The 25,478-nt window shown below is 73.0% G+C and carries 24 protein-coding genes; 12 read left to right on the forward strand and 12 right to left on the reverse strand.

The features are described from left to right. Window positions 1–219: 219 nt before the first annotated feature. Window positions 220–2,172, forward strand: a complete 1,953-nt coding sequence (locus HHX33_RS12085) for a CehA/McbA family metallohydrolase (protein ID WP_310741326.1) — start codon at window positions 220–222, stop codon at window positions 2,170–2,172. Window positions 2,173–2,189: 17 nt separating this feature from the next. Here HHX33_RS12085 and HHX33_RS12090 read toward each other — a convergent pair whose 3' ends face one another. From HHX33_RS12090 to efeU, 7 genes are all read right to left on the reverse strand, one after another. Next, window positions 2,190–2,810 carry a hypothetical protein gene (locus HHX33_RS12090; protein ID WP_182874637.1) on the reverse strand — a complete coding sequence of 207 codons (621 nt, stop codon included), beginning with the start codon at window positions 2,808–2,810 and terminating at the stop codon, window positions 2,190–2,192. Next, entirely contained in the window at window positions 2,797–4,362 is a 1,566-nt protein-coding gene (locus HHX33_RS12095; RefSeq protein WP_182874638.1) for a VWA domain-containing protein, read from the reverse strand. Before HHX33_RS12095 ends, HHX33_RS12090 begins: the two co-directional genes overlap by 14 nt. Beyond that, window positions 4,359–5,522: a toxic anion resistance protein gene (locus HHX33_RS12100; protein ID WP_310741328.1), complete on the reverse strand. Its 1,164-nt coding sequence runs from the start codon at window positions 5,520–5,522 to the stop codon at window positions 4,359–4,361. Before HHX33_RS12100 ends, HHX33_RS12095 begins: the two co-directional genes overlap by 4 nt. Before the next feature lie 56 nt (window positions 5,523–5,578). Next, entirely contained in the window at window positions 5,579–6,715 is a 1,137-nt protein-coding gene (locus HHX33_RS12105) for a hypothetical protein (RefSeq protein ID WP_182874639.1), read from the reverse strand. Between the two features lie 204 nt (window positions 6,716–6,919). Then, the gene (efeB, locus tag HHX33_RS12110) at window positions 6,920–8,170 is read right to left on the reverse strand and encodes an iron uptake transporter deferrochelatase/peroxidase subunit (protein ID WP_310741329.1); all 1,251 of its coding nucleotides are present in this window, start codon (window positions 8,168–8,170) and stop codon (window positions 6,920–6,922) included. 58 nt (window positions 8,171–8,228) lie between these two features. After that, window positions 8,229–9,371, reverse strand: coding sequence for an iron uptake system protein EfeO (gene efeO, locus HHX33_RS12115; protein WP_111701561.1), 1,143 nt, complete (start codon window positions 9,369–9,371; stop codon window positions 8,229–8,231). Window positions 9,372–9,385: 14 nt separating this feature from the next. Further along, window positions 9,386–10,246 (reverse strand): iron uptake transporter permease EfeU, encoded by an 861-nt coding sequence (gene efeU, locus HHX33_RS12120; RefSeq protein ID WP_182874640.1) that lies wholly within the window; start codon window positions 10,244–10,246, stop codon window positions 9,386–9,388. 252 nt (window positions 10,247–10,498) lie between these two features. Here efeU and HHX33_RS12125 point away from each other — a divergent pair, with 252 nt between their 5' ends. Continuing rightward, the gene (locus tag HHX33_RS12125; RefSeq protein ID WP_182874641.1) at window positions 10,499–11,461 is read left to right on the forward strand and encodes a hypothetical protein; all 963 of its coding nucleotides are present in this window, start codon (window positions 10,499–10,501) and stop codon (window positions 11,459–11,461) included. A gap of 73 nt (window positions 11,462–11,534) precedes the next feature. Here HHX33_RS12125 and HHX33_RS12130 read toward each other — a convergent pair whose 3' ends face one another. Beyond that, window positions 11,535–11,819: a zf-TFIIB domain-containing protein gene (locus HHX33_RS12130; RefSeq protein ID WP_396784655.1), complete on the reverse strand. Its 285-nt coding sequence runs from the start codon at window positions 11,817–11,819 to the stop codon at window positions 11,535–11,537. Next, on the reverse strand, window positions 11,820–12,701 hold the full coding sequence (locus HHX33_RS12135) for a phosphotransferase family protein (RefSeq protein ID WP_310741330.1): 882 nt from the start codon (window positions 12,699–12,701) through the stop codon (window positions 11,820–11,822). Window positions 12,702–12,724: 23 nt separating this feature from the next. Here HHX33_RS12135 and HHX33_RS12140 point away from each other — a divergent pair, with 23 nt between their 5' ends. Beyond that, window positions 12,725–13,615 carry a TIGR03619 family F420-dependent LLM class oxidoreductase gene (locus tag HHX33_RS12140; protein WP_182874642.1) on the forward strand — a complete coding sequence of 297 codons (891 nt, stop codon included), beginning with the start codon at window positions 12,725–12,727 and terminating at the stop codon, window positions 13,613–13,615. Window positions 13,616–13,688: 73 nt separating this feature from the next. On the opposite strand, the gene HHX33_RS12145 is transcribed toward HHX33_RS12140, so the two are convergent. After that, complete coding sequence (locus tag HHX33_RS12145) at window positions 13,689–14,750, reverse strand: LLM class flavin-dependent oxidoreductase (RefSeq protein WP_182874643.1); 1,062 nt, start codon at window positions 14,748–14,750, stop codon at window positions 13,689–13,691. Between the two features lie 169 nt (window positions 14,751–14,919). Here HHX33_RS12145 and HHX33_RS12150 point away from each other — a divergent pair, with 169 nt between their 5' ends. Genes HHX33_RS12150 through HHX33_RS12165 form a run of 4 tightly spaced genes read left to right on the forward strand, consistent with a single transcriptional unit; the run spans window position 14,920 to window position 17,149 of the window. After that, window positions 14,920–15,699, forward strand: a complete 780-nt coding sequence (locus HHX33_RS12150) for an HAD-IIA family hydrolase (RefSeq protein WP_182874644.1) — start codon at window positions 14,920–14,922, stop codon at window positions 15,697–15,699. 54 nt (window positions 15,700–15,753) lie between these two features. After that, complete coding sequence (locus HHX33_RS12155) at window positions 15,754–16,389, forward strand: hypothetical protein (protein ID WP_182874645.1); 636 nt, start codon at window positions 15,754–15,756, stop codon at window positions 16,387–16,389. Window positions 16,390–16,421: 32 nt separating this feature from the next. Further along, a complete protein-coding gene (locus tag HHX33_RS12160) occupies window positions 16,422–16,664 on the forward strand; it encodes a hypothetical protein (RefSeq protein WP_138461077.1) in 243 nt (80 codons plus the stop codon). Continuing rightward, a complete protein-coding gene (locus tag HHX33_RS12165; RefSeq protein WP_117410505.1) occupies window positions 16,661–17,149 on the forward strand; it encodes an SRPBCC family protein in 489 nt (162 codons plus the stop codon). The genes HHX33_RS12160 and HHX33_RS12165 overlap by 4 nt, the downstream gene beginning before the upstream one ends. A 46-nt stretch (window positions 17,150–17,195) precedes the next feature. Here the strand turns inward: HHX33_RS12165 and arfB are convergent, their stop codons facing one another. Beyond that, window positions 17,196–17,618, reverse strand: a complete 423-nt coding sequence (arfB, locus tag HHX33_RS12170) for an alternative ribosome rescue aminoacyl-tRNA hydrolase ArfB (RefSeq protein WP_182874646.1) — start codon at window positions 17,616–17,618, stop codon at window positions 17,196–17,198. Between the two features lie 203 nt (window positions 17,619–17,821). Between arfB and HHX33_RS12175 the strand changes: the two genes are divergently transcribed. Next, window positions 17,822–18,655, forward strand: a complete 834-nt coding sequence (locus HHX33_RS12175) for a hypothetical protein (RefSeq protein ID WP_182874647.1) — start codon at window positions 17,822–17,824, stop codon at window positions 18,653–18,655. Window positions 18,656–18,685: 30 nt separating this feature from the next. Beyond that, on the forward strand, window positions 18,686–19,276 hold the full coding sequence (locus tag HHX33_RS12180) for an HAD-IA family hydrolase (RefSeq protein ID WP_182874648.1): 591 nt from the start codon (window positions 18,686–18,688) through the stop codon (window positions 19,274–19,276). 69 nt (window positions 19,277–19,345) lie between these two features. On the opposite strand, the gene HHX33_RS12185 is transcribed toward HHX33_RS12180, so the two are convergent. Continuing rightward, complete coding sequence (locus tag HHX33_RS12185; protein ID WP_259402356.1) at window positions 19,346–20,812, reverse strand: MFS transporter; 1,467 nt, start codon at window positions 20,810–20,812, stop codon at window positions 19,346–19,348. A gap of 164 nt (window positions 20,813–20,976) precedes the next feature. Here HHX33_RS12185 and lon point away from each other — a divergent pair, with 164 nt between their 5' ends. The 3 genes from lon to HHX33_RS12200 all read left to right on the forward strand — a co-directional run bounded on the left by lon (window position 20,977) and on the right by HHX33_RS12200 (window position 25,348). After that, window positions 20,977–23,337 (forward strand): endopeptidase La, encoded by a 2,361-nt coding sequence (gene lon, locus HHX33_RS12190; RefSeq protein ID WP_182874650.1) that lies wholly within the window; start codon window positions 20,977–20,979, stop codon window positions 23,335–23,337. Window positions 23,338–23,750: 413 nt separating this feature from the next. Next, entirely contained in the window at window positions 23,751–24,695 is a 945-nt protein-coding gene (locus HHX33_RS12195; RefSeq protein ID WP_182874651.1) for a methionine ABC transporter ATP-binding protein, read from the forward strand. 11 nt (window positions 24,696–24,706) lie between these two features. Beyond that, complete coding sequence (locus HHX33_RS12200) at window positions 24,707–25,348, forward strand: methionine ABC transporter permease (RefSeq protein ID WP_138461220.1); 642 nt, start codon at window positions 24,707–24,709, stop codon at window positions 25,346–25,348. The last annotated feature ends 130 nt before the right edge of the window (window positions 25,349–25,478 follow it).

Raw genomic sequence — 25,478 nt, forward strand, 5'->3', positions numbered from 1 at the left:
GCCCCCCGCCTGACGCACGGGCGCCGCCGGGACCCTCCGCGTGTGCCTCCGGAAGGGCGGGAACGGAACGCCGGTGGAATCCTGGGGGCACTCGGGTCATCACCTTTCCCCCCGGGTGAGACAGATCGCTACCCGCGGGCCCGGGAACGCGCCGGCGCACGTTTTCCCCGGCCGAAACCGTGCCACGATGTGGCCGCTTTCGACTACGGGGAGGTGCGAATGACCCACGACCCGATGACGCCGCCACAGGTGGAGCGGGCGCTGCGGGAGTACGGCGCGCTGCTGTCCGCGCACGGGATCACCTGGGGTGAGCCGCCGCTGGGATACGTCCGGATGATGCCGTTCCTCCGGTTTCCCTCGGTGGCCGGGCGGATGGCTCACGGGCCCGACCTCGACGCGGCCTTCCGGGACGCGCTGGGCGGAGAGGTCCCCCGGGGCCTGGTGGTGCTGCGACTGACCCCGGACGGCCGCCGCCTGGAGCACGGCCCGGCCCGGCCGCTGCTGTCACCGGGGGCCGTCCCCGTCGTCCTGCTGGTCGACTCCGCACTGCCGGGCCCGGTGGAGGTGACGGCCGGCGGCGTGCCGTACGCGATCGCCGCGGGCGGCGCCCGGCTCCTCGACGTCACGACCGCGACCACGCTGACCGTGGACGGCGAGGCGGTGGACCTGTCCGGGCTCACCCGGCCGGCGCGGGCCGCGCGGCTGCGCCTGCGCGCGGGCTTCCCCTGTCGCTGGAGCGTGACGTCCCGGGACGGCCAGGGGTGGTACCCGGAGGGCGCGCCGGAGCGGCGGGACAACGACGACGTGCCGTTCTTCCACGGCGACGACCTCGTGCTCGCCGTCCCCGCCGAGCCCGTCGCGATCAGGGTGACCCGCGGCATGGAGTACGGCGTGGCCGAGACCACGGTGGTCCCGAGGGAGGGGGAGGAGACGCTGGTCGGGCTGACGCCGCAACGGCTGTACGACGCCGCCGCCCGGGGCTGGTACGGCGCGGACCTGCACGTCCACCTGAACTGGGCGGGTGACCTGGTCGCGGCCCCTTCCGAGGCGGCGGCGGCGCAGCACGGCGAGGACCTGCACGTGCTGAACCTCGTCGCCGGGAACGTCGCGGGCGACCGGGTCTACGACCTGGAGGCGTTGCGGCACTGGGCCGGTCGCGACCTGCCGTGGTCGGACGCCGGGCACGTGGCCCGGATGGGCGTGGAGTACCGCAACGACCTCTTCGGCCACGTCCACGTGTTCGGGATCGCCGCGCCGCCCGCCGTCTGCCACACCGGCTTCGGCGCGGACGCCGACTGGCCGCCCAACGGGACCGTCTGCGGCGACCTGCGGGAGCCGCGCGCCGTGCTGGGGTACGCCCACCCCTTCCACGGGCCGGTCTCCTCGCCCGAGGACGTCGTCGCGGGCGGCGCCAGGAACTGCTCCGGCCGCGCCCTCGTGGTGGACGCCGCGCTCGGCCTGGTCGACGGGATGGAGGTGCTGCACTTCAGCGACCTGTCGGCCACGCCGGGGACCGCCGAGGTCTACCGGAGGCTGCTCGGCGCGGGCAACCGCCTCGCCGCGCTCGCCGGGACCGACGCCATGCTGTCGTTCACCCGCCAGGACACGGTCTCCAGCCCGCCGGGCTGGGAACGCGTCTACGCCCGCGTGGACGGCCCGCTCGGCGCCGAGTCGTTCGCCGAGGCCGTACGGCGGGGCCGCACGTTCGCCACCACCGGCCCCTGGCTGGAGCTCACGGTGGACGGCCTGGGCCCGGGGGAGACGCTCAACCTGGACGGCGGCGAGACGGTCACGGTCCGGGCGCGGGTCGTCGGGCCGGAGGTGGAGCACCTGGAGATCCGCACCGCGGACGGTGTGACGGCTGAGGGACCGGGTCCCGAGATCACCGTGTCCCTGACGGTGGACGCGCCGGCCTACGTGGTCGCGGTCGCCCGCGGCGGCGCCCATCCGCGGTCCCCCGGCGGCCGGGCGTACGCCCACACGAGCCCGGTCCACCTCGACGTGCGGGGACGGCACGTGGCCCGCCCGGAGGACGTCCGATGGTGCCTGCGCTGGCTCGACCTGCTCGACGAGCTCATCAGGGGCCGGGCCCGGCTGCACACCAGGGCCCAGCTCCGCGACCATCTCGATCTCGTCGAGAAGGCCAGGGCGGTGTACGAGTCGCGCCTGTGACCGCCGGCCCTCCCGCTCTACAAGTCGAGTGAAGAGCCGCCGAAGCGGTCCCGCAGGAACCGGCCCTGGTCCCTGAGGGCCTGCTCGTCCCCCTGGTAGACGGCCTCCGCGACGGCCGACAGCCCCGACTCCAGCAGGCCGAGCTGGGCCATCAGCTCCTCGTGCGCGCTGCGCTCACGCGACCCCCGCCGGGTCAGCGCGTACGACCTGGGCAGGTTGGCGTACGCCTCCAGGCTGGTGGGCAGGTAGTCGCGGACGGCCTGCGAGACGACGTGCAGGTGGTCGGGGGCGGAGGTGAGCGCCTCCGCCCTGGCCAGCACCTCACGCAGGATCCCGGCGAGGTCGCCGACCTTCGCCACCACGTCCTCGGGGAAGCGGGCGGTCGTCACCTTCGCCACGAGGGCGTCCAGGTCGGCCCGCAGCGCGCGCGTCTCCACCTCCGCGTGGGAGATCGTCAGCCGGACCCGGTCGGGCGGGGTGAGCAGGGCGCCCACGCCGTACAGCCCGGCGACGACCACCGGCCACAGCGACCCGGCGAGTCCGAGGAAGTGCAGCGCGAGACCGCCGAGTGCGAGCGCGGAGCCGACGATGTTCCGCAGCGAGCCGAGGTAGGCGAGGACGCGGTCACTGGTAGCCACGGATCTCCTTGAACGCCGAGGCGAGGGACGCCTGCCGGGCGTCGAACACCGCGCCGCCGGTCAGATCGGAGACCTGGCGCATCTCGGAGACGTCGCTGTCGCCGAACAGCACGACGAACGTGGGGACGTGGGTGTTCAGCGTCCGGTGGAAGGCGGCGAAGTCCTCGTAGGAGGAGCCGTCGGTGTTCTCGCCGTCGGTCATCAGGACCACCGAGGTGAAGCTTCCGCCGTCCTGCTCGCTCCCGAGCGTCTGGTATGCCGCGCGCAGGCCGTCGTAGATGGCGGTGCCGCCCCCGGCCTCCAGGCTGTCGCCGTACGCCCGGATCCGGGCCAGGACCGGTGCGGGGTCGCCCTCCGGCACCGTGAACGTGCTCCCCGGGCCGGTCCCGGTGTTGAACGGCAGCAGGGTGACCGTCTCCCGGTCGCGGAACCGGGAGAACCGCCCAGACACGGAGGTGTCCGCGCCGGTCAGCGTGGCGAGCGCCGCCCTGAGCGCCGCGATGCGGTCGCCCTCCATCGACCCGGAGGTGTCCAGCACGAACAGCGTGCGCGACGGGCGGCGCACCTTGTTCAGGTACGCGCTGATCAGCGCGTCGGCCGCGCTGCGCCGGTTGGGGAAGGGCAGCTCCAGCAGCGGGGCCGTGCCGAACCTGGCGTCGGGCGGCACCTCGGGCACGATGGGCCGGCGGGCCGTGGTCGTCATGATCTCGCGCTGCGCCGCCGGGGTGCGCAGCCAGGCCGCCAGCTTGCCGTACTGCGCCTTCTTCGGCGAGGACGCGAGCAGCGTGAGCGGGTAGTCCGCGGTGACGACGCCGTCCGCAGGGTAGACCAGTGTGAGCGGCTCGCCTCCGGCGGAGCGCAGGCCGAGCAGCACGGACTCGTAGTTGATCAGCCCGTCCACGTCGGCGCGCCGGCGGAAGGCGTCGGCGAGCCAGCCGGAGGAGCCGGCGGTGAGGGTCTGGGCGGCGAAGAACCCGGTCAGCTTGGGGGTGACGGCCGTGATCTGGGCCTGGTCGAGCGCCTCGCCCGCGTCCGACAGCGCCGCCGCCACCCCGACCAGGGCGGAGAAACCGGAGTTGGACGACGCGGGGTTGGTCATGCCGAAGGTGAAGCGGTGTCCGGCGGCGGCTTCGGCGATGTCGGTCCAGGTGACCTCGCCGGTGTCCCAGTGCAGCTCGCGGGCCTTGGCGCGGGTGAGGCCGAGGACGACCGGGGACACCATGATCTTGGTCTGGGTGGACAGGCGCGCGGTCGCCCCGTCGATCAGGGACAGGTAGCGGTTGGAGGAGAACCAGACGGCGTCGTAGCGGCCGTCCGCGGCGCCGCTCGCCACCTGCTCGGCGCCGTCCAGGGTGCCGGTGTAGGAGAGCGACACCTTCACGCCCGCCGCTCCGGCCGCCTTGGCGAGCAGCGGCTCCAGGTCCTTGATCTCGCTGCCCGCCAGGACGCGCAGTACGGCGGGGTCGTCCGGCGGGGACTCGGCTCCGCCGCCCGAGCAGGCGCCCGTGGCGGCCAGCAGCAGGGCCAGGGCGGCCGTGACCGCTCGCCTCATGACGCGGCCTCGTCGGCGCGGCGGGACCGCTCCAGGTAGGCCCGGGCGTGGTCGAGCTCCACGGTGAGGTTGCCGACGGTGACGGCCATGCTCTCCACGGCCTTGGCCCGGAAGCCGTCGATCATGTCCATCGTCGAGTAGACGTTGTCGAACGCCTTGCTCAGCGTCTCCATGCTCACCGTCGTGGCGGCGGCCTGGGTCTGGATGTCCCCGGCCTGGGTGCGCAGCATCTCACTGGTCGCGAGGATCAGGTCGGAGGTGGTGGCGTTCAGCGCCGTGATCTGGTCGAGCACGAGCTTCTGGTCGGCCAGGGCCTGGGCCACGGTGACGGCCGTGCGCAGCGCCGCGATCGTCGTGGTGGTCGCCCGCTCCACCCCCTTGATCAGCTCCAGGTTGTTCTTGCGCACCAGGTCGAGCGCGAGGTAGCCCTGGGCCGACACGGCGAGCTGGGTCAGCAGGTCCTGGTGCTTCTGGCGCACCCCGAAGAGCGCGTCCGACCGCAGGGCGTTCGCCTTCTCCGGGTCGGTGGGCTCGATCCGGTCGATCCGCTCCTGGAGGGCCGAGTCGAGCGCCGCCGCCAGCACGGCGTACTCCTGGAGCTTCGTCATCGACTCCCAGAGGTTCGCCTTCTCGCCCTCGATCGCCGCGTTGTCCTTGCGCAGCTCGTCCTGCCCGGACTTCAGCGCCCGGATGATGTCGTCGATGTGCTTCTGCGCGCTGCGGTACCTGGCGAAGTAGTCGCGCAGCCGGTCGCCGAACGGGATGACGCCCAGCAGCCGCCGGGTGCCCGCGGTCGCCTGCTTCGGGTCGAGGTCGACGATCGTCCGGCGCAGCGCCACGAGCTGCCCGGCGACCCGCGCCTGACCGTCGGCGCCCTCACCCTTGGCCGAGGCCAGCGCCGCCACCGGGCGCCTAAGCATCCGGTTGGCCACCTGGGACGAGGCGCGGATCTCCGAGTCGCCCATCGAGGTGATGTCGTGCACCTTCCTGGTGAACTCCGGCGACCTGTGGTCGAGCGTGCCGAGCTCGTCGGCGAAGCCGGCCGCCTTCCGGGCGAGCTCGCCGGCGCGCTCGCCGGGGAGCGGCAGCATGGTGGCCGCCTTCTCGACCGGCACCGCGGCCACCGGGGCGGGCGGGGTCAGCACGAGATCTTCGGACACGGATGTCCTCTCTTCCTGGGACTCTTCCTGGAAACTGTCTTCCTGGACAAGGGGGGTCAGGACGACGGCTTCGCACCGGCCAGATAGCGCCGCTCGATGGTCGCGACGAGCTCCTCCAGACGGTCGTAGGCGGGCGGCTCGACCACGTCGACCAGGCTTCCGGGGACCGGCGCCTTCGCCTTGGCCGCCAGGCCCGCGAACACCCCGGGATCGGCGGTGCGGAAGCCGTGCCTCGCGGCGAGCCGGGCGAACTCCGGGTCCTCCTGCAGCAGCCGCCCGACCTCGGCGGCCCGGGCCGTGAGCGGCACGAGCGTGTGCTTGCTCAGCACGGTCGGCGCGGGGTAGATCAGCCGCATGTCGGGGCGGACGGCCCCGCCGCCCGCGAACAGCCGCGCGGCGTACTGCGCCTCGTAGATCACCACCATCGGGGTCTTGCCGATCCCGAGCGCGAGATAGTCCTCGAAGGGCGCCTCGGTGCTCGACTCGGAGTAGCCCTGGTCGAGGAAGAGCGGCGCGATCTTCGCGGCCGCGGCCGCGACCTGCTCCCGGGAGCTCACGACGTCGTCGCCGTTGGCCACGTAGCTGGTCGCCGCGAGGTACATGGCGGCGGAGTTCGACGTGCGGACGTCGGTGGTGGTCAGCAGGACCCGCTTGCGCGCCCGGTAGGCGGTGTTGCCGGGCAGCGCGTCCCAGCGGGTGCCCCGGGCGACGAGGTCGAGGAACCGCCGCAGGTCGAGGACCTGGTAGCCCGAGCCCGAGTCGCGCACCACCCCCGCCTTCGCCAGCACGTCCACGATCGGCTGGAAGGTCGCGACGGCCATCGGCGAGTAGAACGGCGAGTACGTCCGGGCGATCTTGCGCGTCTGCCGGATCTTCTCCGCCGCCGGGACGCTGGAGGGGAAGGCGAAGTCGTACGGGCGCAGGTCCACGGTGGACGCGATCTCGCGGGAACCGGCGGTGTCGACCTCGACCCGCAGCCCGTGCCTGGCGAACGCCGCCCTGACCGCGGCGTCGTCGAAGAAGGGTTTCTTCTCCGAGCCGATGACGCCGCGGACCGTCGTGAGCGCTCCCTGCCCGTCGCCCCGCCCGTCACCCTGCCCGTCACCGTCGCCCCGGTCGTCGCCGAGCACGAGGGCGAGGACGACGGCCACACCCAGCAGCAGCGCCAGCCCGACCCCGATCCAACGCTTCATTCCCGGTTTCCTTCGCCCCGTGGCTCTGAATTCCCCGTACCCGAATTATGGGAGAAAAGGGAAATTCGCGGGCGGAAGAAAAGAGGGATCCCGAGGAATTCCGCGCATGTTCACGGTGAATTCATCGACGCGACGATCGGGGTCTCTCCGGCCGGAATTCGGTTGTCTCGAAAAGGGACAAAGCGCTATTTCAACGACACGCGCTCAGGTGAACAGCGTGCGGCCCCAGTAGTCGCCGCCGTCGACCACCCCGGGCGGGCAGGCGAACAGGCCGCTGGAGACGTGCTTGATGTACTCGTTCAGCGAGTCCTTCTGCGACAGCATGCGCTGGATCGGCACGAACTGCTTGCGCGGGTCGCGCTGGTAGGCGATGAAGAACAGGCCGGCGTCGAGCCGTCCGAGGCCGTCGGAGCCGTCCACGAAGTTGTAGCCGCGCCGCAGCAGCCGCGCGCCGCCGTGCGCGTCGGGGTGCGCGAGCCGTACGTGCGCGTCGCCGGCGATCGCCGGCTGCCCGTCCGGGCCCTTCGCGGCGAAGTCCGGCGCGTCGAACTCGTCCTTGCCGGTGAGCGGCGCGCCCTTGCCCTTGTCCCGGCCGAAGATGGCCTCCTGCTCGGCCAGCGGGGCGCGGTCCCAGGTCTCGATGTGCATTCTGATCTTGCGGGTGACGAGGTAGGCGCCGCCGTCCATCCAGGCCGGTCCGTCGCCGGGCGCGGCCCACAGGTGGTCGCGCAGCATGGAGGTGTCCTCCAGCTTGAGGTTGTTCGTGCCGTCCTTGAAGCCCATCAGGTTGCGCGGCGTCGCCTGGGCCCGGGAGGTGGACGAGGTGCGGCCGAAGCCGAGCTGCGAGTAGCGCACGGAGACCTTGCCGAAGCCGATGCGGGCGAGGTTGCGGATCGCGTGCACCGCCACCTGGGGGTCGTGCGCGCACGCCTGCACGCAGATGTCCCCGCCCGAGATCTGGGGCTGGAGGTCCTCGCCCGGGAAGGCGGGCAGGTCGGCCAGCGCCGGAGGCCTGCGGTCGGCGAGGCCGAACCGGTCGTCGAACAGCGAGGGGCCGAAGCCGACGGTCAGCGTCAGGCCGGACGCGGGCAGGCCGAGGGCCTCGCCGGTGTCGTCCGGCGGCGCCTCCGGCGCGCCGCCCACGGCGCCGAAGGTGCCGGCGTCTCTGCCCTGGGTCATCCGGGCCGCGGCCGCCGTCCACTCCTGGAGCAGCTCCACCAGTTCGCCCCGGTCCTTCGTGATCACGTCGAAGGCCACGAAGTGGAGCCGGTCCTGGGCGGGTGTGGTGATGCCGGCCTGGTGGGCGCCGTAGAAGGGGACGGCGTCGGAGGCGGCGGAGGCGTACGCGACCGGCTGCTCCGCGAGGGAGCGGGTGGCGAGCGCACCCGCCCCGACGGCGGCCACTCCCGCCGCGCCGAGGCCGAACAGCCGCCTGCGGCTCAAGCCCTCGCTCACGGTGCCTCCCTCACAGTGCCTCCCCGCCTCGCCATGCCTTCCGGAGCGCCTTCCGGGCTCACTTGACCACCACCGCCGCGACCCTGCTGATCGGCTCGGCCAGCGCGTTGATCGCGTCGGACAGCGCCCGCAGGTCGTCCTTGGACAGCTCGGTGTGCAGCTTCCACCCGTCGCCGTCACGGTGCCGGCCGAGCGCCGCCTCCGCGTCGGCGAACTTCGCGTCGAGCGTCTTGACCAGATCGGCGTCGCGCTCCTCCAGGACCGGGCGCAGCGCCTGTACGGCCGCCTTCGAGCCCTGCAGGTTGGCGTCGAAGTCCCACAGGTCGGTGTGCGAGTAGCGGTCCTCCTCGCCGGTGATCTTGCCGGTGGCCACCTCGTCCAGCAGCCCCTTGGCGCCGTTGGCGAGCTGCACGGGGGAGAGGTCGACCGTCGCGGCCTTCGTCACGATCGTGTTCACGTCGGTCATCAGCTTGTCGGCGATCGGGCCGTCTCCGCCGACGTCCTTCTTGACCCACAGGTCCTTCTCGATGCGGTGGAAGCCGGTCCACTCCTCGCCGTCCGGCACGTCGTTCTCCCGCGCGTCGATGGCCGGGTCGAGGTCGCCGAAGACCTCGGCGACGGGCTCGATCCGCTCCCAGTAGGTGCGGGCGACCGGGTAGAGCTCCTTGGCCCCGGCCACGTCGCCGGCCTTGACCGCCTCGGTGAACTCCTTGGTCTTGTCGAGCAGCGTGTCGGACTGGCTCTTGATGTAGCGCTTGTAGCTGGCCACGGCCTCGGCGAGCCCGGCGTCGCCGCTCAGCGGCTTGTGCTCGCCGCTGACCTTGAGCGGGCCGCGGATGCCCTTGCCGGTCATCCCGGGCTTGCACGCGGTCTCGTACATGCCGGCGGGGAGCTCCATCACGACCTCGCGGGTCAGCCCGGGCACGATGTTCTCCACCTCGCCCATCACCCGGTCGCCCGGCGCGTACACGTAGAACTCGGTGACCTTCGTGCCGCTGTTGGTGATGGCGAAGGTCGAGGTGCCGGCCGCGAGGTCGGACTTCGCCACCTTGCACTCGGTGTCGGTGGCGGCCACGGCGATCGCGCCGGAGCCGGCCGCGGTCGCCTCGGTGCCGGCACCGGCGCCGGAGCCGGTGGACGAGCAGGCGGTGAGGCCTGCCAGGGCCATGGTCGCCACGGCCAGGACAGTGGGGGTGCGCATCGGGTCGACTCCGGTCACGAAGCGGGCTGGGGAGACTGGGGCTGCTGAGACTGGGGGGCGGTGCCGGCGGGCGCCTTCGCCGAGGGCCGCCGCAGGAACAGGACGAGGACGGGCACGGCGTAGGCGACCCAGGCGACGGTCTCCAGCACGCTCGGCTGCGCGGTGATGTTGAACATGCCGCTCAGCAGCGTCGAGTACCAGGCGCCGGGGTCGAGCAGGCCGCTGATGTCGAAGGCGTACGTGCTCAGACCGGGCAGCAGGCCCGCCTCCTGCAGGTCGTGCACGCCGTACTTGAAGATCCCGGCGGCGACCAGGATCAGCAGCAGACCGGTCCAGGTGAAGAACTTGGTGAGGTTGATCCGCACCGCGCTGCGGTACAGCCCGTAGCCCAGCGCGACGGAGGTGAGCAGGCCGAGCGTGATGCCGGTGAGCGGGCTCGCGCTGGTGGTCGCGCCCTGGACGGCGGCGAACCACAGCAGGGCGGTCTCCAGCCCCTCGCGGGCGACCGACAGGAAGGCCACCACGACCACGGCCGCGGAACCGAGCCGCAGGGCGTCGCCGAGCTTCTCGCGCAGGTCGCCCGACATCCGGCGGGCCGCCGTACGCATCCAGAAGATCATGAAGGTGACGAAGACGGTCGCGGCCAGCGAGGCGAAGGCGTCGAACATCTCGTGCTGCCGCGAGCCGAGGTTGGCCGCGGTGAAGGTCAGCAACGCCCCGAACGCCACGGAGAGCGCCACGGCGGCTCCGACACCGGCCCAGACCAGCGGCAGGCGGTCGCCCTTGCCGCTCTTCACGAGGAAGGCCACCAGGATGGAGACGACCAGGGTCGCCTCCAGGCCCTCGCGAAGGCCGATGAGGTAGCTCGCGAACACATCGCCCTCCGGATAGTCGGTAAGCCTTACCTAAGTTAGGTCAGGTTCACCTTAGCGACAAGAGCCCGGACGTGAGTAACCGGGTAGGGCCTTTGTCACCTCAAGGGACCGCTGGGGTGGGCGGGCGCGGCCGTGCCGCACCGTCGTCCGTCAGCTCTCTCACCCCGCCGGATGGGCGTCGGAGGTCTCGGTTGGCGACCTATGCCCTGAATCGTGTTGACAGGGTCCGCCGACAGGCCGACAGTGTCTCGGGTGATCTTCCCCCGGACCCTCACACGCCCCGTTCCCGGCGTCGTCGTCGTGCTGGCCGCGACCTGCGCGCTCGCCGCCTGCACAGCGCGGCCCGGCGCAACGGGCGGGAACGCCTCCGGCGGGACGGCGGGGCCGTCGGCCGCCTCCTCCACGGAACCGGCGGCGATGACCCCGGAGGCCTACCGGAGCGCGCTCGCCGCCGCCCGCCCCGCGGGCACGACCCTCGCCGCCATCGCCAAGGCGCGGACCTTCAAGTCCCTCCACCAGCGCATCGGGCGGGCGGAGAGCGCCCTGGAGTCCGCGGTTGCGCGGCTCGGGGCCCTGCGGCCTCCCCAGGACGTCGCCCCCGAGCACACCGACTACGTGGCGGCGCTGCGCGCTCTCAACGGCAGGCTCGGCGCACTGGACCAGGACGTGTCGTCGCACGCCCTGTGCAACGGCACGGCCGTGCTGGCCAAGCTGGGGGCGTCGGGCGACTTCACGACCTTCCGGGCGTCCGCGGACGACCTGGCGAAGGCCGGGGACTACCCGGTGGTCGCGCTCAAGCCGCCCGCCCGGCACACCCGCCGCCTCGGCAACGGCACGGTGCTGCTGTCGGCGATCCGCGGCGGCCGGGGCGCACTGACCGTGAAGAACGGCGGATCGCACGACGGCGTCGTCACCCTCGTACGCGGAGGGCGGAGGGCCGTCAGCTTCTATGTGCGCAAGGGGGCGAACGCGAAGCTCGCGAACGTCCGGGACGGGACCTACCGCGTCTACTTCACGACCGGGGCCGACTACGACAGGAGCGCCCGCGCGTTCACCAGGGACTGCGGCTTCTCCAAGTTCGACGATCCGCTGCGGTTCCGCACCGTCTACTCGGCGGGCCGGGTGAGCTGGGACAACTGGACCCTCACCCTCAACACCGTGTTCGGCGGGAACGCCAGCACGAGCGACGTCGACCCCGACGCCTTCCCCATGTGACCGTACGGAGGACGCGAACGAGGCCGCGGCCCGGGTGACCGGGCCGCGGCCTCGTTCGCGACGGGGGCGGTGCTCAGCTGGAGAACAGCATGCCGACCCAGCTGTCACGGCGGTGGCCGTGGTGGCCGTGGTGGCCACCGTGGTGGCCGCCCCAGGCGGGGCCTCCGTGCGCCGGCGGCGGGGGAGCGTAGGTCTGCTGGGCCCACTGGGCCTCCATGCGCGTCAGCGTCTCCAGCTCGCCGTAGTCCAGGAAGACGCCGCGGCAGTTGTCACACTGCTCGATGTGGACCCCGTTGCGGTCGAACGTCCGCATCCGGCCACGGCACTTGGGGCACTGCATGTACGAACTCTCCCTCATTCAGGTCCCGGCACGGGCGGCCGCGACGATCCTTTCGCAGGCGGACACCAGGGCCTCGGCGGCGTCGTCGGGTGGTTCCCCGGCTCTCGCCCCCGCGGCCACCGCCGTCGCGGCCAGCTGAACGGTCAACGCCCGGGCCGGCGCGTCGAGTTCCCGCCACGGGTCGTCCGCGGACACCGCGGTCCCGCCCGCCGCGAGGTAGGCCGTGAGCAGCCGCTCCCAGTCGTCCGGGGCGAGCAGCCCGGCGGCGAACCAGGCGGCGGGGCGGGCCAGGTCCCAGGCCGGGTCGCCCGGTCCGAGGTCGTCGGGGTCGATCAGCAGCCAGCCGCCGCCGTGGCGGACGATCTGGCCGAGGTGCCAGTCGCCGTGGGTCAGCGCGCCGCCCTCCCGGGCCGGCGGCAGCGTCGCGTACGCCTCCAGGATCGGGGCGGCGACGGGAGCGGGAACGCCGGCCGACGCCAGGTCGGCCATGGCCCGCGGCAGCCGCGACGGGCCCCCGGCGGGCGGCAGGCCCGCGGGGACCGGCCGGGCGTGCAGCAGCGCGAGCAGCCGGCCGCCCTCCTCCCACGGCGTCGTCCCCGCCTCCACGTCGTCCATGGTCAGCGGCTCGCCGGCGGGCCAGATCGTCACCAGGCGGCCGTCCAGCCGTTCGAGGCCGAGCGGGGCGAGCATGATGCCGTCGAGGGCGCGGGCCGCGTCGAGCCGGGCGCGCAGGGCCCTCTCGTCGGTGCCGGGCGGATGCGCCTTGACGACCACGTCGCCGGCCCGGACCACGAGCACCTTGGTCCGCTTGAGAACCGTGGTCCGCTTGAGCACCGTCACCGGCCCGTCGCGCCCCGCCAGCCGGGCCAGCTCGCCGGCCTGTAAGCGATGATCGTCCACGGCGGACACCCTAGTGTGCGGGTATGAGGATTGGATTTGCCGTGCCGGTGTCGGGCTCGTGGGCGACGCCGGAGAACATGAGGCGGATCGCGCGCCGCGCCGACGAGCTCGGCTACCACGGGGTGTGGGCGTTCCAGCGGCTGCTCTACCCGGAGGGCCACGCGATGGGGCCCGTCTACCGCAGTGTGCAGGACCCGGTCGTCGCGCTCGCGTACCTGGCGGGGATCACCGAGCGGGTGCGGCTCGGCGTGGCCGTGCTCAACCTGCCGTTCGTCAGCCCGGTGCTGCTGGCCAAGCAGCTCGCGACCCTGCAGCAGGTGTCCGGCGGCAGGCTCGACGTGGGCCTCGGGCTGGGCTGGCTGCCGGAGGAGTTCACCGCGTCCGGCGTGCCGATGGAGCGGCGGGGCAGGCGCGCGGAGGAGTACGTCGGCCTGCTGCGGCGGCTGTGGACCGAGGACGTCGTCGAGCACAGGGGCGAGTTCTACGAGGTGCCGCGCTCCCACCAGGACCCCCGGCCCGCCACGCCGCCGCCCGTCCTGCTGGGCGGCACCGCGCGGGTCGCGCTGGAGCGCGCCGGGCGGATCGCGGACGGGTGGATCAGCTCCAGCCGCGCCGACCTCGGCACCATCGACCAGCAGATCGCCATCGTCAAGGAGGCGGCCCGGGGGGCCGGACGCGACCCGGACGCGCTGCGGTTCGTCGTGCGCGGCGTCACCCGCGTCCGCCCGGCGGACGAGGGCCCGCTGACCGGGTCGTACGACAAGATCCGGCGGGACGTGGAGGAGCTCGCGGCCAGGGGCGTGACCGAGGTGTTCCACGACCTCAACTTCGACCCCGAGATCGGTGACCCCGAGGCCGACCCCGGAGAGTCACTGCGCCGCGCGGAGGAGGCCCTCGACGCCCTCGCCCCGTAGCGGGCGCCGCCGTGGGCGTGGACCCGGGCGGCCGGGTCGCGCACCACCGCCCGGTCCGCGCGGCGGCCGGGCGCTAGACCATGCCGTACGCGCGGGCGACGAGTTCGTGGGAGCGCAGCCGGGCCGGGGCGCCGTGGACCATCGTGGTGATCATGAGCTCGTCGGCCCCGGTGCGCTTGCGCAGCTCCTCCAGCCCGGCCCGCACGGTCTCGGCGTCGCCGTGCACGACGGTCGACAGCCGGTCGCGGACGAACTCCCGCTCGATCGGGGTGTACGGATAGGCCAGCGCCTCCTCGGGGGTCGGCATCCGGCCGGGCCGGCCGTGGCGCATCCGCAGCCACGACAGCGCGCCCGGCATGACCTGGCGCAGCGCCTCCTCCTCGGTGTCGGCGGCGACCGCCGCCACCCCGATCAGCGCGTACGGGCGGTCGAGCACCTCGGAGGGGCGGAAGGAGGAACGGTAGAGGTCGAGCGCGGGCTCGGTGTTGGCCGCGCTGAAGTGGTGGGCGAAGGCGAACGGCAGCCCCAGCAGCCCGGCCAGCCTGGCGCTGAACCCGCTGGAGCCGAGCAGCCAGATCGGCGGCCGGCCCGTGTCCGCCGAGTCGGGGCCGCCCGGCACGGCCCGGATCCTCTCGTACTGGTGGCCGGGCGGGAACGAGCCGTCGAGGAATCCGGTCAGCTCGGCCACCTGCCGGGGGAAGTCGTCGGGGTCCACCTCGGCGGAGCGGCGCAGGGCGTTCGCCGTCGCCATGTCGGTGCCCGGGGCGCGGCCGAGGCCGAGGTCGATGCGGCCGGGGTGCAGCGCGTGCAGCGTGCCGAACTGCTCGGCGATCACCAGCGGGGCGTGGTTGGGCAGCATCACGCCGCCCGACCCGATCCGGATCGTCCGGGTGGCCGCCGCGAGATGCGCGATGAGCACGGCCGGGGAGGAGCTCGCCACCCCGGGCATGCCGTGGTGCTCGGCGACCCAGATGCGGTGATAACCCCACTCCTCGGCCCGCCGGGCCAGCTCGGTGGCGTCGCGCAGCGACTCGGTGGCCGTCTGGCCCTCGCCGACGGTCGCGAGCTCCAGGATCGACAGCGGCACTCCGGCCGTCCCGCGCGGCACGCCGCGGATCTCGTCCTCGCCGCTCATGCCACTCCCTCGCCTCGCACTTCGGGACCGCGTGGGCCGGTCAGGCCGTGTGTGCCGTCCTGCCTGTTTCGCTCGCTCATGTTCGGCCCAACCTGAGGTCGCATCCGGATATTTCCGGCTGTCTGGTGAAATGTGCTTCGATGCCCCGCCACCTGCCATGCTTGGACGCATGAGCGAGCGAAAGCCCATTGAGTCGTGGTTGTCTGATATGGATGGCGTGCTGGTCCACGAGGGCCAGCCGGTGCCGGGGGCCGACGAGTTCATCAGGCGGCTGAAGGAGTCGGGGAAGAGGTTCCTCGTCCTCACCAACAACTCGATCTACACCGCCCGCGACCTGTCCGTACGGCTGCGCGCGGCGGGGCTGGACGTGCCCGCCGAGTCGATCTGGACCTCCGCGCTGGCCACCGCCAAGTTCCTGGCCGACCAGCGGCCCGAGGGCTCGGCGTACGTCATCGGCGAGGCGGGGCTGACCACGGCCCTGCACGAGGTCGGCTACGTGCTGACCGACCTCGACCCCGACTACGTGGTGCTGGGCGAGACCCGGACCTACAGCTTCACGTCGATAACCCGGGCGATCCGGCTGATCGACAACGGCGCCCGGTTCATCGCGACCAACCCCGACCCCATCGGCCCCTCCAACGAGGGCTCGCTCCCGGCCTGCGGCGCGGTCGCGGCGATGATCACCAAGGCGACCGGGGTCGAGCCGTACTTCGTCGGCAAGCCGAACCCGATGATGATGCGCAGCGCGCTCAACCAGATCGACGCGCACAGCGAGAGCACCGCCATGATCGGCGACCGCATGGACACCGACGTGGTCTGCGGCATCGAGGCGGGCCTGAACACGATCCTGGTGCTCACCGGCGTCACGCAGAAGGACCAGATCGACCGGTACCCGTTCCGGCCGACCCAGGTGGTCAACTCCGTGGCCGACCTCATCGACCTCGTCTGAGCCGGCCGGGAGAACCTGACAGGGGGCGGCAGGTATGGCTGCCATGCTGGCCCCATGAACCACCGTGTCTATCTGGAGATCGGGCCCAAGAGGGTCTTCGCCTGCTCGGCCGACTGGCCGGGCTGGTGCCGCATCGGCAGGACCGAGGAGGCCGCGATCGGGACCCTCGCGGACTACGCGCCGCGCTACCGCGTGATCGCCGAGCGGGCCGGGCTGGAGTTCGCGCCGGGGGACCCGGAGGTCGTCGAGCGGGTCAAGGGCGACAGGACCACGGACTTCGGCGCGATCTCCGCGATCCCCGGCCTCGACCGGGAGCCGGTGGACGCGCCGGAGGCCGCCCGCACGGTCGCCCTCGCCCGGGCGGCGTGGGAGGTCCTCGCCGAGGTGGCCGCGGCGTCCCCGGAGGAACTGCGCAAGGGCCCGAGGGGCGGCGGCAGGGACCGGGACAAGATGGTGGCCCACGTCCGCGAGGCCGAGCGGTCCTATGCCAGGAAGATCGGCGTACGGCACAAGCCGTTCAAGGACGCGGCCGGCCTGACCGCCATGCGCGACGACATCGCCCGCGTCCTGTCGCGGCCGTCGGACGGCGGGCCGCTCGCCGAGGGCGGATGGCCGGCCCGCTACGCCGCCCGCCGGATCGTCTGGCACGTGATCGACCACATCTGGGAGATGGAGGACCGGAGGGTCTGATCTGATCCGATGTACGGTGGTAACTTGGTACCATGGTAACAGTAGAGCGGGCCCAGACCGGCCTCCGCATCGAGCGCAACACGCTGAAGGTGCTCAAGGGCCTGGCCGAATACCTGGACATCTCCCTCGGTGACCTCGTGGAGGGGATCGTCCTGCACGCCTTCGAGGGCAGGCCGCCGTTCGGGCCGGAGACCCTCACCAAGATCGAGCAGCTCAGAGAGGTCTACGGCCTGACGCTCACGGCCGCCGACGCCCACCTGCTGGAGGAGAGGTGAGCGCCGCGCCGCGGCGCCGCCGCCTCACCGGCGGCCTGCGGGTCGCGCTCCCGCCGGCCGAGGCGTTCCGGCTCTTCACGCCGTACGGCGAACGGGAGTGGGTCGAGGGCTGGGAGCCGCGCTTCCCCGAGGGGGTCGCGGACGACACGGCGCCGGGAACGGTCTTCCAGACCGGCGCGGACGGCGCGGCCACCACCTGGATCGTCCTGCACCGCGCCCATGACCCCCACGAGCCCGGCTCGTCGGTCTCCTACGCCCGGGTGCGCGAGGGAGTCCACGCCGGGACGGTCGGCGTCGTGCTCGCGCCGGACGGGAGCGGGCACAGCGACGTGACGGTCACCTACGACCTCACTCCGCTCACCGTCGCGGCCGAGGCCGAACTGGCCGGGTTCGCGGACGGCTACCCCGCGTTCCTGCGCTCCTGGGAGGAGGCCATCGCCGCCCACCTCGCCCGTACCGCGGAGACGCCCCGAGGGCACCGGTAGAGGCGCGGCCGGTGGCGTGGCCCCGGCCGGGTGCCCGCCGGTCGGCTCAGTCCGCCGTACGGCGCAGGCGCTTGAGGTCGGAGCGCTGTTTCTTGGCCGCCAGGCGGCGCTCGACCGCGCCCCTGGAGGGCTTGGTGGAACGGCGCCGCTTGGGCGGCGGCGCGATCGCGTCGCGGAGCAGCGCGGCCAGCCGTTCCCGCGCCGCCTCGCGGTTGCGCAACTGCGACCGGTGCTCCGAGGCCGTCACCGTGATCACACCGTCGACCAGCCGGGGGGCGAGCCGTTCGAGCGCGCGCGCCCGAAGCGCCGGGCCGAGGGCGGTCGTGCGCGCGACGTCGAAGCCCAGCTCGACCCGGCTGTCGGTGGTGTTGACGCCCTGGCCGCCCGGGCCGGACGAGCGGGAGAAACGCCAGGTCAGCTCGGCCTCGGGCACGACGATCGAGCCGCGGACGTGCAACGGGCCTGTCATGGCGATTCCTCTTCGGTCGGACGGGCGGGGCGAACAGGGGGATTAACGGACCGGACGAACAACTTATCCACGTAGATACCACTGGCGCGCGTCATTTATCACCGTAAACGCGGCTTGTGGTTGTCACGGTCCAGCGCCTCGTGCACAGTGACGTCCGGAAAACCGGGACCTCCGGAAACCGGGCGACATTGTGGGGCGGGAGCATGACCTCGATCGTCGGCGTGCACGGCATAGGCAAGTACCACTACTACGAGGACGCCGGCGGATCGGCGGACGGTGCCGCCGCGGCCGTGCGGGCCAAGTGGAACGCCTACCTGCACCAGGGACTGGGCGGCTGGGCGGGCGGCGCCGGCGACTACTTCACCGAGATCGCCTACTACGCCCACCATCTCCACAGCGGCCCGCCCCGGCCGGTCCGGCAGATGGGCACGCCCTCGAAGCTGGTCTTCGCCGACTGGGCCGCCCAGCTCGGCGGCCCGTTCCGGGACGCGGCGGGGGAGTCGCTGACCGGCGTCGCGCACCTGCTGGCCGAGTGGCTGCTGGCGAGGCTGGGCCCCGCGGCGGTGCGCTTCGCGCAGGACTTCTGCCCGGAGGTGGCCACCTACCTCGGCGGCGGCGCCCCGCGCGTACGGGCCCGCGACACGGTGGCCGACGTCATCCGCCGGCGCCGGCCCCGGGCGGTCGTCGCGCACTCCCTCGGCAGCGTGGTCACGTACGAGGCGCTGTGGGCCCATCCCGACCTGTCCGTCGACCTGCTGGTCACGCTGGGCAGCCCGCTCGGCATGCGCCGCGTCGTGTTCGACCGGCTCGCCCCCGTGCCGGTCCGGGGCCGGGGAGCGCGCCCGCCGGGCGTGCGCCGCTGGATCAACATCGCCGACAAGGACGACATCGCCGCGATCCCGGCCGCGCTGGCGTCGTGCTTCGACGGGGTCGAGCGGGACGTCTCCTGCGACATCGACTGGCTGGACTTCCACACCGTGCGCAACTACCTGCGCTGCGGAGGCGCCAACGAGTACCTGAAGCCCTTCGTGACCTGAGTCGCGCACACGCGTTATGATCGTACGACCATGAAGACTGTGCTTTTCGACTACGGCAACGTCGTCTCCCTCCCCCAGGCCCCCGAGGACGTCGCCCGCCTGGCCTCGTACGTCCCAGGGGCCGAGCCCGGGTTCGAAGACCGCTACTGGGAGGTGCGGCTCGACTTCGACCGGGGTTCGCTCGACCCGGCCGCGTACTGGTCCCACGTGTACGGCAGGCCGATGGACGGCGCCGGCCTGGACGAGGTCGTCGCCCTCGACGTGGCGAGCTGGTCGCGGCCCAACGAGGAGACGGTGGCGATCGTCGACGAGCTGGCCAAGGTCGGGGTGCCGATGGCGCTGCTGTCCAACATGCCGGTCTGCGTCGCCGAGGGCATCGACGTGCTGCCGTTCATGCGGCCGATCGGCCCGCGTTTCTACAGCGGCCGGATGGGTCTGGTGAAGCCGGAGGCGGAGATCTTCCACGAGACGGTGGCCTGGCTCGGGGTCGCCCCCGGCGACCTCGTCTTCGTGGACGACCGGCTGGAGAACGTCGCCGCGGCCGAGGGGGCGGGGCTCGCCGCCGTCCACTTCCGCGACGCCGCCGCGCTGCGCGAGGACCTGAAGACGCTTCTCGGCTGAGCGCGGCCGCTCCACGACCGTGTCCGGCCACCCCGCGTACGGGGCGCGGGGGGTGCGTGAACCCCCGGGTCAGGTGCCCGAACTCGCCGGAGGGCGGGAGCCGAGCGGCCGAGCCTCGCCGGCGGGTTCGGGCGCGGGCGGCCCGGCCGTCCGGGCGGCGAGGACGTTCGTCCTGATCGTGACGAAGGCGACGACCGCCGCGACGGCCATCATGACCGCGCAGACCAGCATCGACGTGTGGAACCCCCGGGTGAACGCGGCGGGCGACTCGTAGGCGTCGCCCGTCAGCCCCACGAGCGGCGGCACGGCGGCGACGGCCAGCAGCCCGCCCGTTCTGGCCAGGGCGTTGTTGACCCCGCTCGCGACCCCCGCGTACCGCTCCTCCGCCGTGGCGAGCACCGTCGCGGTGAGGGGAGCGACGGCGGTGGACAGGCCGAGCCCGAAGACGCACGCCGCGGGCAGCACGTCGGCCAGGTAGGACGCGCCGGGGCCGATGCGGCTCATGAGCAGCAGCCCGGCCGCGCACAGCAGGATCCCTCCCGTCATGGGCAGGCGCGGGCCGATCCTCCCCGCCAGGTCGCCGGCCCGGGACGACAGCAGCAGCATGAGGATGGTGACCGGGAGCATCGCCGACCCGGCGGCGATGGGTGACATCCCGGCCGACACCTGGAGCTGGACGACCAGGAGGAAGAACACCAGCCCCATCGCCGCGTACATGACCAGCGTGACGACGTTGACGGCGGTGAACTCCCGCGAGGCGAACACCCCCACGGGGACGAGCGATCGGGGAGAGCGCCGGATCTCCACCACCACGAAACAGACGGACAAGGCGATTCCGGCGGCCAGCGGCACCAGCCCGTCACCCGCCAGGATCAGGCCGTACGTCAGGCCGGCCAGCGCGGGGGCGGCGAGGACGGTCCCGAGCACGTCGAAGCGGCCGTGCGGCCCGGCGTCCCTGGTCTCGGGCACGTGCCGGGCGGCGACGCCGACCACGACGGCCGCGAGCGGCAGGTTGAGCAGGAACACCCACCGCCAGCCGGCCGCCTCGACGAGCCACCCGCCGAGCAGCGGCCCGACGGCGGCGGCCACGCCGCCCAGCCCCGACCAGGCGCCGACGGCGCGGGGCCGGTCGTCCGGCGCGTAGCTCGCCTGGATGATCGCGAGGCTGCCGGGGATCAGCAGGGCCGCCCCGATGCCCTGGAGCGCGCGGGCGAGCACGAGCACGGGGGCGTTCGGCGCGATCCCGCAGAGGGCGGAGGCCACGGCGAACCACACCACCCCGACGACGAAGATCTTGCGCCGGCCGAGCCGGTCGCCCAGCGACCCGCCCAGCAGGATCAGCGCGGCCATCGTGAGCGTGTAGCCGTTCACGGTCCACTGCAGGCCGGACATCCCGGCGTCGAGGTCGCGCCCGAGGGCGGGGAGGGCCACGTTGACCACGGTGCCGTCGAGGGTCGCCAGGGACGACCCGAGGACCGTGGTGAGCAGCACCCACCGGCCCGTCGCCGAGCGGAGTCGGATATGCCCGGATTCCATGCACGCCATCATGCGCCATCCGAAGGTGTGGACGCGTCGCGGAATCGGGGGATCATGCAGCGATTACACGATTACGATCGCTCACAGCGAACTGACGCAGAACAGGGAACAGGGACGGGCTCCTGTTAGTTGAGTCGGCATAACTCAACCCCATTGGAGTGCTGATGTCCCAGGTCCTTCCCGTCCTCCCGCTCGACGACGAGGTCGTCCTGCCCGGCATGGTCGTTCCCCTTGACCTGTCGGCCTCCGAGGTCCGCGCGGCCATCGACGCCGCCCGGGCCGGTGGAGAGAGCACGGTCCTGCTGGTGCCCCGCGTCGACGGCCGCTACGGCCCGGTGGGGGTGAGCGCCGTCGTGGAACAGGTCGGACGGCTGCCGGGCGGCGAGCCCGCGGCCGTCGTGCGCGGCGTGCACCGCATGCGCGTCGGCACCGGCACCACCGGCCCCGGCGCGGCGCTGTGGGTCGAGGCGACGGTGCTGGAACCGGTCGCCGCCGGGCCGAGGGCCGGTGAACTGGCCAAGGAGTACAAGGCTCTGACCACCACGATCCTGCAGAAGCGGGGCGCGTGGCAGGTCGTCGACGCCGTCAACCAGATCACCGACCCTGCCGTCCTCGCCGACAGCTCGGGGTACGCCCCCTGGCTGACCATCCAGCAGAAGCTGCTGCTGCTGGAGATCGCCGACCCCGCGGAGCGTCTCGACAAGCTCGTCGGGTGGGCCCGCGACCACCTCGCCGAGATGGACGTCGCGGAGACCATCCGCAAGGACGTCCAGGAGGGCATGGAGAAGCAGCAGCGCGAGTTCCTGCTGCGCCAGCAGCTCGCCGCCGTACGCAAGGAGCTGGGCGAGCTGAGCGGCGACCCCTCCGACGAGGAGGAGGACTACCGGGCCCGCATCGAGGCCGCCGACCTGCCCGAGAAGGTCCGGGAGGCGGCGCTCAAGGAGGTCGCCAAGCTGGAGCGCACCTCCGACCAGTCGCCCGAGACCGGCTGGATCCGCACCTGGCTCGACACGGTGCTGGACGTTCCGTGGAACGTCCACACGACCGACTCCTACGACATCGCGGGCGCCCGCGCGGTGCTCGACGCCGACCACACCGGCCTCGACGACGTGAAGGACCGCATCGTGGAGTACCTCGCGGTCCGCAAGCGCCGGGCCGACCAGGGCCTCGGCGTGGTCGGCGGGCGCCGCAGCGGCGCCGTGCTCGCGCTGGCCGGCCCTCCCGGGGTCGGCAAGACCTCCCTCGGCGAGTCGGTCGCCCGCGCCATGGGCAGGAAGTTCGTCCGGGTCGCCCTGGGCGGCGTGCGCGACGAGGCGGAGATCCGCGGCCACCGGCGCACGTACGTCGGGGCGCTGCCGGGCCGCATCGTCCGGGCGATCCGCGAGGCGGGCTCGATGAACCCCGTCGTGCTGCTGGACGAGATCGACAAGGTCGGTGCGGACTACCGGGGCGACCCGACGGCCGCGCTGCTGGAGGTGCTCGACCCGGCGCAGAACCACACCTTCCGCGACCACTACCTGGAGGTCGAGCTCGACCTCAGCGACGTGCTGTTCCTCGCGACGGCCAACGTCCTGGAGCAGGTGCCCGGACCGCTGCTCGACCGGATGGAGCTCGTCACGCTGGACGGCTACACCGAGGACGAGAAGGTCGCCATCGCCCGCGACCACCTGCTGCCGCGCCAGCTGGAGAAGGCGGGCCTCACCACCGCCGACGTGACGGTGGAGGAGGCGGCGCTGCGCCGCCTGGCGGGCGAGTACACCCGCGAGGCCGGCGTCCGGTCACTGGAGCGGTCGATCGCCCGCGTCCTGCGCCGGGTGACGGCGAAGGTCGCCCTCGGCGAGACGGAGCTGCCGGTGACGGTCGCCCCCGATGACCTGGTCGCCCACCTGGGCCGGCCGCGGCACGTGCCCGAGTCGTCCCTGCCGGAGGCCCGCCAGCGTACGGCGGTGCCGGGCGTGGCCACGGGCCTCGCGGTGACCGGCGCGGGCGGCGACGTCCTCTACGTCGAGGCGTCGCTGGCCGACCCCGAGACCGGGGCGACCGGCGTCACGCTCACCGGGCAGCTCGGTGACGTGATGAAGGAGTCGGCGCAGATCGCGCTGTCCTTCCTGCGGTCGCGCGGCGCGGAGCTGGAGCTGCCGGTCGGGTCGCTCAGGGACCGGTCGGTGCACATCCACGTGCCCGCGGGCGCGGTGCCGAAGGACGGCCCGTCGGCGGGTGTCACGATGACCACGGCCCTGGCCTCCCTGCTCTCGGGCCGCCCGGTCCGCGGTGACGTGGCGATGACCGGCGAGGTGTCCCTCACCGGCAGGGTGCTGCCGATCGGCGGGGTCAAGCAGAAGCTGCTCGCCGCCCACCGGGCCGGGATCACCACCGTGCTCATCCCCGCGCGCAACGAGCCCGACCTGGACGACGTGCCGGCCGAGGTGCTGGCCGACCTCACCGTCCACGCGGTGAGCGACGTCCGCGAGGTCCTCGACCTGGCCCTGACCCCCGCCACGGTCACGCGGCAGGCCGTCGCCTGACCGCCGGCTGATCGCCGCCAGGCGGTCGCAGGGCCGGCATCGGCATCGGGCGCCCGGAGCGCTGCCGGTGAGCGGCGGCACCGCCCGGAGGCTCCTGCGCACGGCGGTCGCCCACGTGAGGCCCGCGTCCCGTCCCGGGACGCGGGCCTTGTCGTGTGACAAAGGGCACATTCCAGGTCTGGAATACCGGAAGGCTCACGGGTGGTTTCAGCTGGTCGTGAGCGTACCGAACCTGATGAACCCGCCTCGACGCGAGTGTCCCACGGGCTGAGCCCCTGGTCCTCCCGCCCCTCCCGCGAAGGCGTACACCCGATGACGCTCTCCTCGCCGTCCGATCCGGTCACGCTCCGGATCGCGCGCCCGCCCGTTCCGACCGGCACGCAGCAGCCGTACGCGTTCTCCGGAGACAGCAAGTGATCACGGTTACCGGCCTGCGCAAGGCCTACGGCGACGTCGTCGCGCTCGACGGCGTCGACCTGCACGTCGGCAGGGGAAAGGTCTTCGGCGTGCTCGGACGCAGCGGCGCCGGCAAGAGCACCCTGCTGCGCTGCGTCAACCTGCTCGAACGCCCCGACGTGGGCGTGGTGACCGTCGACGGACGCGAGCTGACCACCCTCGGCGCGGCCGATCTGCGCCGCGCCCGGCAGCGCATCGGCATGATCCACCAGCACTTCGCGCTGCTGTCGTCGCGCACGGTGGCGGGCAACGTGGCCTTCCCGCTGGAGGTCATGGGCGTCGGCCGGGCCGCCCGGGCCCGGCGGGTCGCGGAGCTGCTCGACCTCGTGGGCCTGGCGGACCGGGCGGGGGCCTATCCCGCGCAGCTGTCCGGCGGGCAGAAGCAGCGGGTCGGCATCGCACGGGCGCTCGCGGCCGAGCCGTCCGTGCTGCTGTCGGACGAGGCCACCTCCGCGCTCGACCCCGCCACGACCCAGTCGATCCTGGCCCTGCTCCGGCGGCTCAACCGGGAGCTGGGGCTGACGATCCTGCTCATCACCCATGAGATGGACGTCATCAAGGCCGTCTGCGACTCCGCGGCGATCATGAGTGACGGGCGGATCGCGGAGGCGGGCTCCCTGCCCGGCCTGCTCGCCACCCCCGGATCGCGGCTGGCGGCCGAGCTGTTCCCGCTGCCGCCCGCCGAGCCCGGCACCGTGACGGTCGCCCTCGCCGCGGACGAGAACCTGCTGTCGCGTCTCGCGCGCACGTACGACGTGGACGTCGCCGTCGTGGGCGGCGCGGTCGAGCAGGTGGCGGGGGCTCCGGCGGGCCGGCTGCGGCTGCGGATCACCGGAGCCGGTGCGGCGGCCGCTCTCGCCGGCCTGCGTGAGCGTGGCCTGCTGGTGGAGGAGGCCGCGTGACCTGGTCGGAGATGAGCCCCCTGCTGTGGGAGGCCACCGGGCAGACCGCCGTGATGGTGGGCTGGTCCACGCTGTTCACCGTGCTGTTCGGGCTCCCGCTCGGCGTCTGCCTCGCCGGGACGGACCGCGGCGGGCTGTTCCCCGCCCCCGCCGTGCGGCGCGTGCTCGGCCTGGTCGTCAACGTCGGGCGGTCGCTGCCGTTCATCGTCCTCATGATCGCGGTCATCCCGCTGACGCGCGTGCTCACCGGCACGACGATCGGGACCACCGCCGCGGTGGTCCCGCTCACGATCGGCGCGGCGCCCTTCTTCGCCCGGCTGGTCGAGACGGCGCTGCGCGAGGTGGGCCGCGACGTCGTGCAGGCGGCCGAGGCGATGGGGGCGGGCCGGGTGACGATCGTGACGCGGGTCCTGCTGCCCGAGGCGCTGCCCGGCCTGGTCGCCGGGCTGACCGTCACCGTGGTCACCCTCATCTCCTACTCCGCGATGGCCGGAGTTATCGGCGGCGGTGGCCTCGGCGACCTCGCCGTCCGCTACGGATACCAGCGGTTCGAGACCACGCTCATGGTCGTCACCGTGGTCGTCCTGGTCGTCGTGGTGCAGCTCGCGCAGACCCTCGGCGACGCCGTCGCCCGCCGGCTTTCCCACCGTTGACCACTAGATGATTGATTCCAAGCCCTCCGGCTGGGTCAGTGGTCGTATGCGATCAGTGACCGTTTGACCGTCTGACCGGTCCTGTCGTTGTGCCAGATCACGCAGGTCAGGGCCAGGATCCGGATGACCA

It is taken from the genome of Microbispora sp. H10670 (assembly GCF_014161385.1).
Lineage (GTDB): Bacteria > Actinomycetota > Actinomycetes > Streptosporangiales > Streptosporangiaceae > Microbispora > Microbispora triticiradicis.

Bases quoted from the DNA above. Each gene is read 5' to 3' on its own strand.
- HHX33_RS12085 (WP_310741326.1), top strand. From the start codon at position 220: ATGACCCACGACCCGATGACGCCGCCACAGGTGGAGCGGGCGCTGCGG.
- HHX33_RS12095 (WP_182874638.1), bottom strand. From the start codon at position 4,362: ATGAGGCGAGCGGTCACGGCCGCCCTGGCCCTGCTGCTGGCCGCCACG.
- HHX33_RS12105 (WP_182874639.1), bottom strand. From the start codon at position 6,715: ATGAAGCGTTGGATCGGGGTCGGGCTGGCGCTGCTGCTGGGTGTGGCC.
- efeO (WP_111701561.1), bottom strand. From the start codon at position 9,371: ATGCGCACCCCCACTGTCCTGGCCGTGGCGACCATGGCCCTGGCAGGC.
- HHX33_RS12130 (WP_396784655.1), bottom strand. From the start codon at position 11,819: ATGAGGGAGAGTTCGTACATGCAGTGCCCCAAGTGCCGTGGCCGGATG.
- HHX33_RS12140 (WP_182874642.1), top strand. From the start codon at position 12,725: ATGAGGATTGGATTTGCCGTGCCGGTGTCGGGCTCGTGGGCGACGCCG.
- HHX33_RS12145 (WP_182874643.1), bottom strand. From the start codon at position 14,750: ATGAGCGGCGAGGACGAGATCCGCGGCGTGCCGCGCGGGACGGCCGGA.
- HHX33_RS12150 (WP_182874644.1), top strand. From the start codon at position 14,920: ATGAGCGAGCGAAAGCCCATTGAGTCGTGGTTGTCTGATATGGATGGC.
- HHX33_RS12155 (WP_182874645.1), top strand. From the start codon at position 15,754: ATGAACCACCGTGTCTATCTGGAGATCGGGCCCAAGAGGGTCTTCGCC.
- HHX33_RS12160 (WP_138461077.1), top strand. From the start codon at position 16,422: ATGGTAACAGTAGAGCGGGCCCAGACCGGCCTCCGCATCGAGCGCAAC.
- arfB (WP_182874646.1), bottom strand. From the start codon at position 17,618: ATGACAGGCCCGTTGCACGTCCGCGGCTCGATCGTCGTGCCCGAGGCC.
- HHX33_RS12175 (WP_182874647.1), top strand. From the start codon at position 17,822: ATGACCTCGATCGTCGGCGTGCACGGCATAGGCAAGTACCACTACTAC.
- HHX33_RS12180 (WP_182874648.1), top strand. From the start codon at position 18,686: ATGAAGACTGTGCTTTTCGACTACGGCAACGTCGTCTCCCTCCCCCAG.
- HHX33_RS12185 (WP_259402356.1), bottom strand. From the start codon at position 20,812: ATGGAATCCGGGCATATCCGACTCCGCTCGGCGACGGGCCGGTGGGTG.
- lon (WP_182874650.1), top strand. From the start codon at position 20,977: ATGTCCCAGGTCCTTCCCGTCCTCCCGCTCGACGACGAGGTCGTCCTG.
- HHX33_RS12200 (WP_138461220.1), top strand. From the start codon at position 24,707: ATGAGCCCCCTGCTGTGGGAGGCCACCGGGCAGACCGCCGTGATGGTG.